Origin of the sequence: Vibrio tubiashii ATCC 19109, from assembly GCF_000772105.1 — a bacterium.
In the GTDB taxonomy this organism is placed as follows: Bacteria; Pseudomonadota; Gammaproteobacteria; order Enterobacterales; family Vibrionaceae; genus Vibrio; species Vibrio tubiashii.
Map to the genome: position 1 here is coordinate 137820 of NZ_CP009356.1, position 18035 is coordinate 155854.

The following is an 18035-nucleotide window of genomic DNA, read 5'->3' on the forward strand; positions in this document are numbered from 1 at the left end:
GTGTGAAAAACTGACGCGCTCATTTTACCAACGAAGTCTTCAAAATCATCGACTTTCAAATTACGAACTAACATATTACTCTCATCAGCGAACGCTGATTAGACGACAAATTGTCGTCTTTCATCCTTCAATGTTGCTGCCTTTTTCATATTTTCTCAACTGAGAATCAATAAGTTACTCCACATGTAGGGAAACTAAGTTGCAAGATGTCGCCTAATAACGGGAACGCAAAGTTATCAACTCAATCGGATAAATTTGGTTAGGCCAATTTCAGACTCTGAGTCTGCTAAAGCTATAGTAGACGCTATGCAGGACTGCGGAGTGAATCGACTTTTAGTAACTTCTACTGCGTTGCTTTTTCCCACAAACAAATGGCTTGATCGAATCTTGCGCTTTGTTGCTAGGCATAATGTTCGGAATGCAAACCTTATGGAAGAGACGATCCGATCTTCTGGCCTTGAATGGACCATTGCACGAGTGGGTTTTCTAAATGACAAAGCCTCGATAGATTACCGACAAGCAGAATGTTCATTACCTGAGGGAGGAGGAGCGATATCCCGAGCAGCATTGGCTAATTTTCTCTTATCTGAAGCAAAGCAATCTGTTCATGTTCATAACGTAGTCGGTATCTCTAATAAATAGATCAGGCAAGATAGTCCTTTCAGCGTGTCTATTCGCAGTACCATACATATTGCATAGGCCAAATGATGGTCTTAAAATCACAACGCACGCTTCTTCCTGAAAGCCCCAAAATGCCACCTCTGAAACGGTGGTATTTTATTTGGGATATAAAAAAGTATGGCAAGCTCAGTGACAAGATGTAACACCGAGTAATTACGTTGACACGCGAAGGAGCACAAACGTCATGTTGTAGAGGCAATTCGGATAACCTCAGCTACTGTAAACCTCAAATCGCCGACAAAGTCATGGCGAATTGGATTCATCCAATACTTACAGAGCCTTAAATTTTTCGACCATACCCTTATCAATCTCCTTGATTAGATTAGGTGACAAGCCTAGGTGTTTGGCCTCATGACTAAACGAGCGTGTTGTTTCAAATATTTCCTCTGCCATCACCATGATCGCTTTCTTTGAAGACAACCCCGACTGAGCGGCTAGCTGGTCCATTGCGCTCTTTGGCGTCCGGCCATTACCGCCAAATGCCGTCATATGCTCTTTGTAAGGGTTGGGGCTGTAAACGATGTCGTAGAACGGCGATAGCGTCCAATTATCGGCGTCACTGGCCAGAAAACTGAAGTTCTTACTGTGATCATCTTGGTTAACCGTTAGGTAATTAAACATACAGCGCTTAATGAGCTTCTGAGACTCTGTGATGCTGCACATGATGCGCGTAGCTTTAACTAAATCCACATAGTCCAAAGAAGGCTCTCGAAACGGCGCATCTAACAACCCACACGCAGAAATCATATGGATTCGCCCCCCCTGCTCTGTGCAATCAAATCGCTCCTGCTCTAGCCAAAACCGTCCATGACCCGCATCGATTAAATGGAAGTCAGGAACCTCTATGCCGACATTGCGGGCCATCTGCATGTAGCAATATTCGACGAGTGATTCAGAGTGCTTCAAGTCAAATTTTTCAGATGTCAGCTTTACGATAAGCTTTGTTCCCAGTGCGTCATCCAATGTTGAATATTGCCCATTCGATAGACGCGTGACGTTCATTTTGGGTCTCGCGCCGCCCGACCCACCCGTATTCATCAAATGCTCAAGCAAAGCAGACTCTGTGCCTTCAAATTCTTCAATTGCGGCTCGGCCAAGGGTAATGATATCAATCGACTCCTTGGACTCATCCAATAAGTCCAATTCAGGCTCATAGCTCAACGCCCCCATGCATCTGTCACCGAGGTAAGCCAAACGCTCTAGGGCTGTCACTTCCTTTGGGTTATGACCGTTCTGTCTAAATACACGATCCATAAGATAAAGGCCCCAACCATCAGGGAGACTGTCTCCAAACACCCCATGAATGCCGTAATGCGGCTCTTTTGGTGCAACTTGCAGGCTTGTATCTGGCTTTAAGTTAAACGGAGCCAGAGAGGTGGAGTGCCCGCTTAAATACGCCTCATCAAATTGAAAGAAGCTTTGCTTACTGTTTTCAACAAGCTTGCCGACGAGTACCTTCTCACCTGTGCTAAGCGTTCGTTTTACGGTTAGGGCTGCCTTAAGCATGACGAAGTACATCCTCAATTGATTTAAATTCCGGCTTAGACGACTTTGTCAGTTCTTTCACTTTTTTCAAGTCACCGACAGTCTCATACAGCATGAGGAACTGGCGCAATGAGATGTTGCCAGTTGACTCAAACTTTCTGATCGTCGCGTAAGGCACGCCAGAGAGGTCAGCCATTTTCTGAACACTGAGTTTATCTTTTTTCCGAGCAGACTTGATAAACTCTTTGAGTTCCATCTGCACATCATAAGCGGTATAAAGAGATAACATACACGCCTCTTAAATTGCTACTATAGTGTTAATTTTATCACAAAAAACGGATTAATTGCTATTATTATGGCAATTTAAAGAGACGACCAATGGTTTCTTCATTGACACCTTTACAAGAATCGTCGCTGCGTCAGGCTAATATTGATACTATAGTAACAAATATATGAGAAATAGAGCCAGGTTTGTTATCATAGTAGCAGAAAATAAAACTGACGTTCTTCAGATATGGGCGTTCCCTGCACAAGAAGCAATCAATAACCAACCACAGACAAGATGATTGGGAGACGTCAGGTTGGTCATCCGTCGGTGTGGCGCAGTTCAAGGGGCAAACAAGAGTGTGAATCAGTCACCGACTGCGACATAGAGCAGAGCTGTTGCAAATTCCTGCCGATTATCGAGGCGCCCTACCGAGCTCATGTTACTCGGGCTTCATGCATCTGCTCGTTGTTTCACCAGGGCATACCTTGCTTGACATTTTGGTCAATCAACGAGCTGGCGCAGAACTGGCACACGCATTCGTAGCGATTAGTTGTTCACAACGATTGCCAAAACGCTTTAACTATCAACCCCAAATTCGAAGTAGGTGCGCGATTTCTGGCTGACTCTAGCCATCGGGACAATATTTCTCCAAAAAAAACGGCGAGGCTTCGTGCCTCGCCGTTTGTGAATGCTGACCTTCTTTACGACAGTTTGAACGTTGCCACCTTGTCAGTCAGTTCTTGTGCTTGCCGTTTCAGCTTGATTGATTCTTGAGAGCTGTCTTGGGTATTAATAACAAGCTCATCAGCGACATCTTTGATAGAGACAATGTTTTGCGTGATCTCACCAGTGACGTGTGTCTGCTCTTCAGCTGCTGTCGCAATTTGCGTTGCCATATCACTGATCAACGAAACCGCTTCATGAATTTCGCCCAACGCCTTCGTTGCTTGGTCAGCATCTGAGACCGACGTGGTGGCCAAATTAGAACTGCTATCCATTAAGCTCACCGCGCGCGTTGTGGTTTGTTGGAGCGTATCAATCGTTGCCTTGATCTCCTCGGTAGAGGCATGAGTGCGCTGTGATAGGACGCGAACTTCATCCGCCACCACGGCAAAACCGCGGCCTTGCTCACCCGCACGTGCAGCTTCAATGGCCGCGTTGAGAGCCAGCAGGTTCGTTTGCTCTGCAATGCCTTGAATGGTTGAGAGGACCGTTGAAATCTCTTGCGCGTGGCGATCCAACTCGCTAATAACGGAGCTCGCTTCTGAAAGCTCAGTGGCTAGGTTGTTAATGGATCCCTTAGTATGTTGAACTAAAGACTGTCCATCGTTCGTGCTCACCGTTGACCCCTGAGCTGCGTGGGCAGTTTGCTCTGCGTGAGAGGCGATTTCTCGCGTAGCACTTGCTAACTCCGTCACCGCGGTTGCGACCATCGTGATCTCTTGCTGTTGTTGATGGATCTCTGACACCGCGCTGTTCGAACGCTGCGTGTTGTTGTCGGACTGTTCATTGATGAGGTGCGCTTGCTCACGAATATGACCGATCAATTGTTGCAGGCTGCCCACAAAGATATTGAAATTGTGCGCCAAGTGACCTACCTCGTCACCACTTTCCACTTCAATACGCTGAGTCAGGTCACCACTACCATTGGCTATCTGTTCTAATGCTTGAGACACGTTGTTTAACGGTCTAAATAGGATGCTACACAATAGGTTGAACAGAAGAGTACACACCACAACAACAATAGCGGTTGCTAACACTTGCCCCCATACCGCATCAAACAAAGGCGCGACCAAGGAACCATAGTTGATAATGGTCACTGTTGTGAGTGCTGTCCCATCAATTTGCTGAGCATACAGAACATACTCTTCTCCACCGATTAAAATCGACTCATCGTGACCACTACGTGCAGCGTTTTGAATCGTGTTAAAATCCAAACCTAGCTGACTAACGGATTGGTTGAGAAGCTTAGTATCCTTATGAGTAAAGATATTACCTTTCTCATTGGCAATGAACATGTAACCGTCACCCGGAAGGATCACTTTGTCCATGCTGTTTAGAATATCAGTGATCTCAACATCCGCCCCCAGTACCACTTGTTGACCATGTAGCGTGAGCGCCTTGCCCAGTGAGACCACGTTGGCGCCAGTCGCGGCGGCCACGGTTGGGTTATCCATAAAGACTTTGCTAGGGTCTGCGACAGCATTGATGTACCAGCCCCACTGACGCGGATCATCATTCCCCGGCGGGAGCACAACGCCATTCGCATTGTCTTGACTGCCATCTGGGTAGGCTAAGAATACATTGTCGAACGCCGCCGAGTGACGGACTTGTTGGAGATGCGTAACAATGGCGGCCTTATCGACATTTTGAGACAGTGAAGTCAAGGCTCGCTCTTTTGATAGTAACCAGTCCGTTACGTATTGATTGTAAGAGGCTGTTGTACTCTCAAGGCGCTGTTCAACCTCTGCATCCATACGACTTAGGGAAGCGTTAAATGAAAGCGCTTCGACCAATAATCCCCCGATGATAATGGCCGCACTCGCTGAGATCGCGAGTTTGTTTTTAAGTGATAGTTTCTTAAACATTGAAAACCTTATTATTGTGTCGTGTTCAGTTCTAAATGGAGCAAACGATAAAGTGGCGCAGATACAATTTCTCATCGTGAGTTAAATAATAATCGAAGTCTAGTGATTCAAAGTTGCAGAACTCAAATATTCACCACGACGTCACTAAATGCAGTCCAATTCATAGAATATATATGTTGTGCTATCGTAAAAACCACCAATGGCCTTCACTCTACCTCCATGACAATTTTATCGATACGAGGCGTTGACTAAGTCTGCGCATGATCACTCATATGGTTAACCATTTTCATCCAGTTATATGCTCTGATACACGCAGCGGTATCTCCTTCTCGTTCTCAAATTTTTTCTTTAAAAATTATTCAATTAGCTAGCGAAACCCCTATCTGTGTATTTTACTTAAGAAAGTGCAACCAAGATTCACGGATGAAAAGATGGCTAACAAAAATAACGTCAAAATCAATAATAAAAATACACAAATAAAGAACAAGCAAAGTGATGAGAGAAAACAAAAGAAACTCAGACTGCATTCGCATCTCAAGGTTAACATTCCCCTTTTTCAATCTCTGATGATGATCTTGCCATCACTGGCTAAGCACGTAGACGCTTCTGAGGGTTCAGACAATCTTAGCGATGAAAAAGAACTAGCAACGACAAGCAGTATCACAAACAAAAACATCGTTGATCACCATGCAAAGACCGCCTCTTTAGAGGCGGCTCATCAAAGTAATCCAACAAATGAAAACCACGCAAGCGCTCATTCAGATGTAAATCAGGCTCTCCATGAGACAAGCACTCATTTAGTCCCTTCCCATCACTTATCGACGCTTTCTCATCCACAAGTTCACTATATTCCTTCGGTCTCTATACCAACCATTTCAGCGGGAAGTAACGGTCAGCCAACTCATTCAAACACGCCCGCTAAGCCAACTTCGCCGGTTACCTTTATTCCAGAAATAATAAAGGGGACATACGGAGAACTGCATGTCGATGTAAATGGACAATACACATTTGTATTAAACCCCAAATCGCCTCAATACATTCTGTTGAATCAGCACCAACAAGGGACTGATCATTTTGTGTTACATCTATCCAACGGCTCGAGCATCATTGTTCAAATACCGGTTACAGGTCAGCAAGACACGCCAAGTATTTCCGGAGACTTAACCGGCGTCGTCACCGAAGATCACAACATTGATTCACAAGGTTTGTTGCACGCAAATGGCAAAATTGATGTCATAGACCCAGATCAAGGCGAGAGTTCAGTGAAGCCTGATGTCATCCCCGGGAACTATGGGGTGTTAACCATTGATGCTGACGGTCACTGGCAATATCAAGTTAATAATTCTCTTTCGAATGTTCAAGCGTTAACCGGGGCCACTTCACTGCATGAAAGTTTCACGATTTACACTAAAGACGGCACACCGCAAACAATCGATATGACGATCGGTGGCAACGATGACAATGCGGTCATTACCGGAGTAGACGTAGGCTCGGTCATAGAAGATCTAACAACACAAGTACAAGGCCAGCTTGCGGTAACAGACCCAGACCTTGGAGAAGACCATTTTCAAGCTTCTCAAGTTAAGGGCCATCTGGGCACATTAACCATCACCAAAGACGGGGCATGGACTTACGTTCTAGATAATACGAACCCAACCGTGCAAGCCTTAGGTAAAGGCTCGACGGCTACTGATACGATTACCGTTCATTCGGCGGATGGCACATCGCATCAAGTGACGATTTCCATAAACGGCACAAACGACAAAGCCGTGATTGGGGGTACTAGCTCAGGCGCAGTAACGGAAGAAACTCAACAGAAAACAACCGGCACATTGACGATTGCTGACGTTGATACTGGTGAAGCGCACTTCTCCAATACCGATGTTGCTGGTGCTTTAGGTACGCTCCACCTCAAAGATAGTGGGGCTTGGAGCTACGATCTAGATAACACCAATTCAAAAGTGCAAGCCTTAGGCAAAGGCGCGACTGCCACCGATACGATTACCATTCATTCGGCAGATGGTACGCCGTATCACATTACCGTCACCATTAACGGTACCAATGACAAAGCCGTAATTGGTGGCACGAGCTCCGGCGCAGTAACGGAAGAATCTCAACTGCAAACATCCGGCACATTGACGATTACTGACGTCGATACTGGTGAAGCACATTTTTCCAATGCCGATGTTGCCGGTTCCCTCGGCACGCTTCATATGACCGACTCAGGTCAATGGACTTACCATCTGGATAACACGAACCCAACCGTGCAAGCCTTGGGTAAAGGCTCGACGGCTACTGATACGATTACCATTCATTCGGCAGATGGTACGCCGCATCAAATCACAATCACCATTAACGGTACCAATGACCGTCCTATTGTGTCCGGAACCTCTAGTGGTGCCGTCATCGAACAGGGCTTGAATACGGCAGGAACTCCTGATGCGACTGGGAGTTTAACCGCAACTGATTTAGATAAATCCGACACCATTACGTGGGCAATCAATCAACCGCAAGGCCACTTGGGAACGCTGTCGATTGATCAGAATGGACATTGGCACTATCAGCTAGACAATTCGACCGGCGGTACCGCGGATAAGCTCGCGGCTGGTGAACATCAGTCTGAATCATTCTGGATCACCGCTACCGATTCAGCTGGAGCGACAGTCCCTCATAAAGTGGTTATCGATGTGCAAGGTAGCAATGACAAACCAATCGTCAGTGCGTGGACTCAGCTCCCTGCGGGAAAAGAGGACCAACCTGTAACCATCAAGGCTTCTGACTTACTGACACATGCTAGCGATGTGGATAGTAGCGATGTATTGCATGTGACGAATCTGCAAGCCACACACGGCAGCCTGACTGACAACAAAGACGGCACTTATACCTTCACGCCAGACAAAGATTTCAATGGCGAAATTCGACTCACCTATGATGTAGTTGACGGCCACGGTGGTAGCGTCAGTACTCAAGCTAAGTTCGATCTTACTGCCGCTCCAGATAACGCGATTATTACCGACGCACAAATCAATGCAGGCTTACGGGGAGTAACTGAAGATCGAGGCTATATAGATACCCACTACCAATTGCATTACGACGGCAAATTAAACATCCAAGACCCTGATGCGGGAGAAGCTCAGTTTGATCCAAATATTGGTCCGCAAACCTATCAAGGTATTGGCTACGACACCAAACTGGGTGGACACATACTGCTCATGCGCGACGGTCACTATACCTATACGCTCGACAACCGCAATATACAAAACTTAGCGCAAGGGGAAGTGAAACACGATTCAGCCGTTATACGCTCAGCAGATGGCACAACGCATACGATAGAGCTCACGGTTCATGGTACCAACGATGCCCCAACGATCAATGCACAGTCGCACTCAGTGACTGAAGGTGGAAGCGTGCTAAATGGACAAATGGTTGGCCACGATATTGATACAGGCGCAACACTCACGTATTCCATAGCTAACCCCGTTGATGGACTGACTTTTAATGTGGATGGTAGTTACAGTTTCAATCCATCGAATGCAAGCTATAACCACCTTCCTCAAGGTAAGTCTCATACTCTAACCATTCCTGTCACCGTTACGGATGAACATGGTGCAACCTCGACACAAAATCTAGAGATTGTCGTCACTGGCACCAATGACGCCGCCAAGGTATCAGGTGTCGATACGGGCAGCGTGCACGAAAACCAAGCTGGTCAGGATATGTCACCTGACTATGCGCAACCTGGTATGTCTAAAATCAGTCATGATGGACTTATGACAAGCGGTCAGTTATCCATTATCGACCCTGATTCTGGTGAAGCAGGATTTGATACTAAGGGCGGACTTTACTCTTATCATGGTCAGTATGGACACCTGTTACTTCGCGAGGACGGTCACTGGGACTATAAAGTTGCCGCAGGTCAGACTGACTGGCTAAGACAGGGAGCGAGCACCACCGTGGGAACAACCATAGACAAGTTAGGCGCGGGGGAAACGCTGACTGACACCATTACCATTCAAACCAAAGATGGCACCAGTCACGACATAATAATCACCATTCACGGTGACAACGATGCGCCTTATGTTTCTGGCGAAGTACAACTAAACTCTGGCAAAGAAGACCTGCCACAGATCATCACTCAGGCAGAGCTACTCGCTAACAGTATCGATGTTGATCACAACGATATCGGTCAATTAAATGTGGCTAACCTCTACGCAAATCATGGTTCTATTCTGGACAACAAAGACGGAACTTATACTTTCACCCCAGATAGAGACTACAACGGAAAAGTACACTTCACCTACGATGTGAAAGACGCTCATTCGGGTGTGACGCATACGGGAGCAACTATGCACTTGGCGCCCGTGGGTGACGCAGCAACAATCTCCGGAACTGATTCTGGTTCAATTACGGAAGATAGGCACGTTTCCCCCGATTCGATGCATCATATTCAAGTGACCGGAAGCCTTTCTATATCCGATCCAGATGCTGGTGAAGATCACTTTCGCGCGACGAGTGCATTTGGGCATGAAAGAGCGATCAGTGACCCCTTCCAGGGGGACATGCACATAAGCCGATATGGCAACTGGGATTACGTTTTGGCAAATGGTAACCCTGCGGTACAAGCCCTAAAGCAAGGTGAAACCAAAGATGTTATCTACGAGGTCTACTCTGCTGATGGCACACCTCACCACATTACCATTACCGTCACGGGTACTAATGATGCTCCGACAGTATCATCGACCGTCACATTGGCTGCGGGAAACGAAGATACGACCATGATCTTGCAGGTTTCCGACCTGCTGGCTCATGCGAGTGATGTGGATCATGGTGCACATCTGAGTATACATAATTTGTCTGCCGATCACGGCCAAATTACTGACAACCATGATGGCACTTTTCGTTTTACACCTGACAAGGACTACAACGGGCTAGTTCAGTTTAGTTACCAAGTGCAGGATGAACATGGAGCGTCTGCACCACAAAGTGCCTCAATGGATTTGTCCGCCGTAAGTGATGCTGCTCTGATCACTGGCCGCGACACTGGAGATGTTCATGAAGGACATGGCTATACTGCACCAGACGGCAGTGTGTCCGTTGGCAGTGTTGATGATCGTTCACCTGACCATACGCGCGGAAACATCGGGAAACTGTGGAATGATGAAATCCACACTGATGGCCACTTGAACATCGTTGATCCAGACTCTGGTGAAAACCATGCTCAAACGGGCACTTACCAAGGTACACACGGACATGTGATTCTCCAGAGTAACGGAGATTGGAGCTACTACGCTTCCATAGGTCAAGATGCAACGGGTAGAAAAATTGATCATCTCGGTCAAGGTGAGTCAATAACGGATACCGTCACCGTCAAATCGGCTGATGGTACCACTCACGACATTCATATCACCATTCATGGCGACAATGACCGCCCGTACTGCTCTTCAGAAGTTCAGCTCAACAGCGGAAAAGAAGATCTCGCACAAACCATCACCACAACTGAGTTGCTTGCAAATACTGTCGATGTGGATACTAACGATGCCGGGCACCTCTCTATCGCAAATCTGCATGCGGATCACGGCACTCTCGTCGACAACAAAGATGGTACATTTACCTTCACTCCAGACCATAATTTCAACGGTAAAGTGCATTTCACTTATGACGTCAAAGATGCTCATGGTGGCGTTACTCACACTGGCGCGTCTACCACGCTGTTACCGAGCAATGATGCTGCCACACTGCAACCGACACTCGCCTCCAACTTTGTCACTGAAGAGCATCTAAAATCGGGGACAAGCGCCAATGAGTTATGGTCAGGTTGGAAAAACCTCGATATTCAGGATATTGACTCGCCATCGGAAGCAAAAGTTACTCAAATAGAGGTCAATGGCGTTAAGCATACGGTACCAGCAAACTTCGCGATGAATCTTGCAGGCGTCCACGGGACCTTCAACTTCACTCATTCAACCGATGGCCACGACAAATGGAGCTACAGTGCGGATAATAGTCACGTTGAAGTTCAATCACTGAGTCATGGCGATTCTCTGACTGATACGATCACTTTGATCACCGCAGATGGCACACGAATCCCGCTGACAGCCAAAATCTTAGGCACTGATGATCATGTGATTATTGATACGCCTGACGCTTTAACCGCCGCATTAGGAACGGCTGTTGAGGACAAGGTTACCTCTATTTCAGGCACCTTACTCGCACACGATTCCGACGGTAAAGATTCCGTCACCTTTACCACAGGTAACTCTGTTGGCGCTTACGGTACGTTTCATGTGGATAGCAATGGGCAATGGCATTATGACCTAGACCACTCAAAGGCCAATGCGCTACAACAAGGTGAGACCAAGGCAGAAGGCTTTGATATCACAGCGATATCGACTGACGGCTCAACCGCAACCAAACATATTGAAGTGCTCGTTCAAGGGAGTAATGACAAGGCAACGATATCCGTTACCTCAAACCCTGATGTGTATGAAGATCGCTCTTCAACGCCTGTCGAGATCATATCTGGTAAACTGAGTGCCCTCGATCCTGACCATGACCAATCAGCATTCTCAACGGATGTGGGCAAACGCCATGACCCATTTAACAGTGGCGTGCACGGTGGTCTTCACATTTCCAAAGATGGCTCCTGGACCTATACCGTTAACAACAGCCAAATTCAGCAATTAGCTGCTGGGCAAGAGGAGCATGTCCAATACAACGTACATACTGTTGGCGGTGATTATCATGTTATTGATATTAAGATCGTAGGAACCAACGATATACCAACCGTATCCGCAACCACTCTTGCCCATGGCACGGAAGATACACACTATCAAATGCAGGCGAGTCAATTCGGTTTCACTGATGTCGACACTGGCGATACGCTGCACTCAATCGCGATCACTGACCTGCCGCCAGCGACTCAAGGTAAGTTTGTACTCGATGGAAACGATATCACTGCTGGTCAAAGTATCGCGACTGCCGATATCGCCAAACTCCAGTTTGTCCCAGCCACTGACTTTAATGGTGATGTTCAATTTAGATTCACGGTTAATGACGGACATGCTAGCTCTGCAGAAGCAACTAACACATTACATATCGACGCAGTTGGAGATGCTGCAACCATATCAGGTGTAGACACAGGTAGCGTCACCGAAGATAGAAATGTCCACCCTTCAGTACAAGGCAACTACTCTAATAAATTAGAAGCTCAGGGACACCTTACGGCCATCGACCCAGATGCGGGAGAATCAGGCTTTGATTACCACACGCTGATCAGCGCTCCCTCACACCCTAACTGGGCATCTTACCGATCCGCACTTGGTGGTGAGTTAGAAATCGATCAACAAGGAAGATGGCACTATTACATCGATAATCGTAAATCTGAAGTTCAAAATTTAGGCGCAGGTGAAACGCTCACGGATACCGTCACTATCCAATCTAAAGATGGTACGCCACATGTGATTACTCTCACTATTAATGGCACCAATGATGACCCCGTTTTATCGGTAGCCCAAACCACTCCAACAACGGGCACGCTGACCGAAACTGATGTTGACGCGAACGACACTCATACCTTCTCTGTCGTCAATTCAACAGGTCAATTCGGTTCGCTATCGGTCGACCCAGATTCAGGCGCGTATGTGTATATAGCCAACGGTTCGGTTGCTGGGATGAGTTACAACGCGGCGACACACACATATCACGGCACCGATGTGTTTGAAGTCAAAGTGGCTGACAATCACGGTGGTGAGTCGTCAAAGTTCATCACCTTTGATGCCAACGGTCATGTTTCAGTTGTGCCAGGGCAATCACCGACGATTTCCACCTCTGTGCCTTCCAACCCACTGGTAACGACCACGCAACCAAGTTTACCAGCAGGGACAAACACTCCGCCAAATAATGCAGTCACCGTCGACTTAGCGGCGTCTAGTGATACTGGTACTTCCGATACCGATAACCTCACGAAAGACAGTACTCCAACAATCACCGGGCACACGGATATTCCTTACTCACAAGTCACCATCTATGATGCCTCTACACCTATTGGGCATGCGATGTCTGATGGCTCGGGACAATATAGTGTGGCGGTGAGCAGCTTATCGAATGGCGATCATAATCTTTCTGCCAAAGCCTTAGCGCCTTCTTCAGTTTTACCAGCAACATCTTCCATTCTTTCATTGCATGTTGATACTGCAATCGCGCCGCTACAAGTCTCATTAACCCACGATACAGGAAACAATTTATCTGATTTGATTACTAGCGATGGTTCATTGACTATCACTGGACAAGAGACAGGCGCAACCGTTGAATACTCGACCGACAACGGACACACATGGACATCGAGTTTCACCCCGCAACAAGGCTCAAATACGGTTAGCGTGAGACAAACCGACGTTGCAGGAAATGTATCCGCGAGCAGTTCGTTAACCTTCACTCTAGATAATACCGCCACAGCACCAAGCGTTTCCCTTACCTCAGATTCAGGGCGTTCCTCTTCAGATAATATGACTAACGTTGGAGATCTGAGCATTGGCGGCATCGAGCAAGGCGCAACAGTAGAATACTCCACCGACAATGGTGTGCATTGGCGTACTCAGTTCACTCCAAATGAGGGTGTTAATAACGTTCAAGTGAGACAGACTGATGTGGCGGGTAACGTATCTCCTTCTACATCGCTCACCTACACCTTAGACACTCAAACCGACATACGTGTCAATTCCGCTCAGGTAGACCAACATGGTCAGGGCATGATGGTGCAAGTGTACTTACCTAAGGATTCAGAAGTCACGCTTCTCGAAATTACCAGTGACGGCGGTGGCGCGCCTCTGCTTGTCGACCTGAAAACGGTGCAGAGACAAGGGACGGGGACAAGTGTTAGTCACCCTGACCATCAATATCAAGAGTTTGTTGGCATAGACTTATCTTCGTTACCGGATGGTCATTTAACAATTCGAGTCGCAGGCACAGATGCTGCAGGCAATACCGTCACTGCTCAATCATCAGCAAGTTCGAATTATGTATTAGACACAGCCGCTAGCGTTAGCGATGATAGCAACACAGCCGTTGAAGACTCAACGACACCAGTCTCAGGCAACCTACTAAGCAACGATGCTGATGCGACTACTGTTACCACAACAGGTGACATTCAGGGTACTTACGGGACATTCCATTTAAGTTCAGACGGTCGTTACACTTACACCTTAAACAACCAACTGAGCGTAATTCAGCAGCTCGATTCTACCTCATCACCTCTCGTCGATAGTATCGCCTACACTGCGCGCGACAACCATGGCAACCAAGCGACAGCGCATCTTGCGATATCCATCCAAGGCACCGACGATAACCATGCTCCCGTCGTCACTGCCCATTCCGTTTCAACGGATGAGGATACAACTCATACTTTTTCTACCGCCGAATTTGGCTATACCGATCAAGATGGCGATGCCCTTCACTTCATCACCGTTGGCCAATTGCCTGCAAATGGTTTATTGCTTCTCAATGGCAAAGCGGTAACCACCAACCAGCAAATCAGTAAAGCTGACTTAGACGCCGGTCATTTGACCTTCACTCCAATCCACAACGAAAACGGTGCCAACTATGCGCACTTTACGTTTACTGCCAATGATGGCCAACAAGATTCAGCAAGTGCGACAATGACATTGAACGTCAATGCAGTGAATGACGCCGCTACATTTACAGGTGATGCAGGTAGTATTACTGAAGACACAAGCCTTCACCACAATGTGCATGTTACAGGAGCATCACCTATAACAAATGCCCTTGAATGTACTGGCCACCTAGTTGTATCTGATGTCGATGGTCAAGGGGAAGCGGCATTGGACCTCAATGGTCAACAATATCTAAATCATAATGGAAGCTATGGACATTTTACTGTTTCAAGCCATGGCACATGGGCTTATGTTGCAGACAATGACAATCAACAGGTCCAAGATCTCGATAACGGTCAGACACTCACAGACAGCGTTGAAGTAACCTCTAAGGATGGCACCAAACACTCTATTACAGTGACGATTAACGGTACGACCGATAAACCTGTATTACATAGCCTGAGCGATTCAGGCGTCCAACATAGTGGCCCAATTGAAGGCAATCTCTTATCTGGTATCGGCACTCATGAAGGCGCGAGTGGAGCAGCGACAGACACCGACTCCAATGCACACTTAGTGTTGCAAGATATCCAAGTCAAAGACCCTGTTTCAGGCTATGTAACGGTAACGCCTGGGCATCCACACACGATGGTGGGTATTGGGACATTGGCCATTGAAGCAAATGGTCACTATACCTTTACACCAGAGGCAGGGTTTACAGGGACGGTACCAAGCATGGTCTACCGTGTTGGAGATGATGGCGGCAACCCTAGAGGCGACTCTGCTCAAAACCGACTCACTATTGACGTGACACCACCAGCGCAACATGCCCCTACTGTGATTCCTCAATCCATAAGCAGTGATGAGGATCAGGTTCATACCTTTACTACCGCAGAATTTGGCTACAGTGACGCAGACCAGGATGCTTTAGTTCATATCACTATCACCCAGTTACCCGCTCATGGCCTATTAATGTTGAATGGCGCAGTGGTGACCACTAATCAGCAAATATCGAAAGCAGATTTGGACGCTGGACATCTTACTTTCACGCCGGTTCACGATCAGAGTGGCATGAACTACGCCAATATTGAATTTACAGCAAATGACGGCCACCAAGATTCCGCAAGCGCGACAATGATTCTAAACGTCAATGCAGTGAATGACGATCCAACAGTGGGTTCCAACTTCAAGAGCTCTCCCGAAGATACGCCTTTGCGCTTCACTAAAGCCGATTTCAAATACGACGATGTCGATGGTGATGCAATGAGTCATATCACCATCACTAATGTGGCACACGGAACCCTGAGTTTACATGGGCACAGCGTGAGTGTTGGCGATGACATTCCCGCTGCGGACATTTCTTCATTGGTCTTCACTCCAACACCAAACTACTCTAGCGCAGGTCTAAATGGATTAGGAGCCGTTCAGTTTACCGCCAACGATGGGCATGTAGACTCAAAAGAAGGCTCCATATTCATTAATGTCGCCCCTGTAAATGATCCTGCCACATTTACCGGTGATTCCACTGGTCAAGCTCTAGAAGATACGCATACCCAAATCACAGGCACATTAAATGTGACCGATCCTGATGGCACTCAAGGGTTTATTGAAGTCACCGGCGGAGCTGGGATTGTGGGAAGTAAAGGATACGGTCATGCCCACATCGACAGCAATGGGCACTGGACTTACAATCTCTACAACCACCACGCGCTTGTTCAGCAGTTAAAACAAGGACAAACTGAAACCGAGACGATCACTGTACAAGCCAAAGATGGTACAACTCACGATATTACTATCACAATTACCGGCACTAACGATGCTCCCACAGTATCAGAGCATTCCCCAGGTAGTAGCCACTCAGTAAGTGAAAACACTAACCCGAACGCTAGCGGACAGCTTGATATCAATGACGTTGATGGTGATGCTGTTAGTGTGACTGTAGACCCAAGCCATAATGCTCAATTTGGCCAGGTTCAATTGGATCCCCACACCAACACTTGGACCTATCACCTCAACAATAGCAACCCGAAAGTCGATGCTCTTAATGATGGAGAGACACTTCAAGACACCTTCACCTTGCTGGTTGATGATGGTCATGGTGGGCAGACAAGCCAACAAATCACCATGACGATAAATGGTCATACTGACCCTGTGCCTTATACACCACCAACCATTAGTGTCACTGTCGATACCAGAAATGCTCACCATGTGACGGCTGGTATTACCGCAAGCACCGTACAAGCTTATGCGCACTCTATTGGACAACATGCAACTATGGCTAGCGGTCATCATGAAATAAAGGGTCATGGACATAGCGATATCATCATCGTCCAAGGTCGACTCAACGAAGAGGCGGAGCTGGAAGGCGGTAATGATATTCTTTATATCGGTGGAAGACTGACAGACAAAGAAATCGAGGGGGGGCATGGCAGCGACACCCTCATTTTAGGTGCCTACACCCGCAACAACGCGCCACGCTTACATGATCATGGAGAGAAGATAAGTGATGGACATGAAGAGATGGAATTGGAAGATATCGAAAACATCATTCTTGGAGATGGTACAGTACTGAAAGGTCACTTGCCACCGAACTTCCCTCTCGCCACCCACGATCACTATGAAGTGCCCGTAAATATCCAAGCCCATTTGTCTTCCAGTGATGAATCGGTTTCAAGTATTCGACTCACCCACCTACAACAAGGGCTAACCCTGAAAAGCAATGGGCATAACATCAACGTTAATGGGGATGGTAGTTACACTGTGCCAGCTAATGGGCATTTGGTTGTCATATCCGCACACCCCATCAGCAGCGGGCATCACTATTTCGAAACAGAGGTAACAACCCATAACTCAGTAACAGGTGTCACTGCCGTAACAACAGAGGATTTGCAGGGGCATATTCAGAGCCATGTCAACCCGCCACCACCACCACCGCCGCCTGTGCTGCACGATGAGCCAGATTTCTCACCGTTGGGCAACGTACAAGATTTGACGGTCACATTAGACGACTCGTTAGGTAAGGACGTCTCTTTAGATGCTCATACACCAGTGGGCGGTGAGCATCCTACCGGTGCTGCTGCCTACCTAGACGCACTGGGCATTACGCCTGCCCATACCAACACGGATTCCAATCAACAGGCTCCAGCTGACCTCGACATTGTGCTGGCACACGTCGATGATACCGTTAACTCAGTAACGAGTATCGAAGAAACGGATATCGATATGTCGGATGCGCATACTCACCACGTTCAACAGCAGGCGCATGACGATAAACACCTCCACAACGACATAGACGGATTGCCAGATCTCGACTCAAATAACTAGCCATTGATAGAAAAAAGGGAGCACGCAATGTGCTCCCTTTCTAGCGCTTGATACCCGTACTCATTTGAACAAAGCAACGTC

The 18035-nt window shown here is 47.3% G+C and carries 5 protein-coding genes; 2 read left to right on the forward strand and 3 right to left on the reverse strand.

All coding sequences use genetic code 11. From position 1 onward, the window contains the following. The first annotated feature begins 306 nt into the window (after window positions 1-306). Complete coding sequence (locus IX91_RS23770) at window positions 307-642, forward strand: NAD(P)H-binding protein (RefSeq protein WP_004744162.1); 336 nt, start codon at window positions 307-309, stop codon at window positions 640-642. A 309-nt stretch (window positions 643-951) separates the two neighbouring features. On the opposite strand, the gene IX91_RS23775 is transcribed toward IX91_RS23770, so the two are convergent. The 3 genes from IX91_RS23775 to IX91_RS23785 all read right to left on the reverse strand — a co-directional run bounded on the left by IX91_RS23775 (window position 952) and on the right by IX91_RS23785 (window position 5022). After that, complete coding sequence (locus tag IX91_RS23775) at window positions 952-2187, reverse strand: type II toxin-antitoxin system HipA family toxin (RefSeq protein ID WP_004744161.1); 1236 nt, start codon at window positions 2185-2187, stop codon at window positions 952-954. Beyond that, entirely contained in the window at window positions 2180-2455 is a 276-nt protein-coding gene (locus IX91_RS23780) for a helix-turn-helix domain-containing protein (RefSeq protein ID WP_004744160.1), read from the reverse strand. The genes IX91_RS23775 and IX91_RS23780 overlap by 8 nt, the downstream gene beginning before the upstream one ends. 680 nt (window positions 2456-3135) lie before the next feature. After that, complete coding sequence (locus tag IX91_RS23785; RefSeq protein ID WP_004744159.1) at window positions 3136-5022, reverse strand: methyl-accepting chemotaxis protein; 1887 nt, start codon at window positions 5020-5022, stop codon at window positions 3136-3138. Between the two features lie 431 nt (window positions 5023-5453). Here IX91_RS23785 and IX91_RS23790 point away from each other — a divergent pair, with 431 nt between their 5' ends. Beyond that, window positions 5454-17954 carry a VCBS domain-containing protein gene (locus IX91_RS23790; RefSeq protein WP_004744158.1) on the forward strand — a complete coding sequence of 4167 codons (12501 nt, stop codon included), beginning with the start codon at window positions 5454-5456 and terminating at the stop codon, window positions 17952-17954. The last annotated feature ends 81 nt before the right edge of the window (window positions 17955-18035 follow it).

Bases quoted from the DNA above. Each gene is read 5' to 3' on its own strand.
- IX91_RS23770 (WP_004744162.1), top strand. From the start codon at position 307: ATGCAGGACTGCGGAGTGAATCGACTTTTAGTAACTTCTACTGCGTTG.
- IX91_RS23775 (WP_004744161.1), bottom strand. From the start codon at position 2,187: ATGCTTAAGGCAGCCCTAACCGTAAAACGAACGCTTAGCACAGGTGAG.
- IX91_RS23780 (WP_004744160.1), bottom strand. From the start codon at position 2,455: ATGTTATCTCTTTATACCGCTTATGATGTGCAGATGGAACTCAAAGAG.
- IX91_RS23785 (WP_004744159.1), bottom strand. From the start codon at position 5,022: ATGTTTAAGAAACTATCACTTAAAAACAAACTCGCGATCTCAGCGAGT.
- IX91_RS23790 (WP_004744158.1), top strand. From the start codon at position 5,454: ATGGCTAACAAAAATAACGTCAAAATCAATAATAAAAATACACAAATA.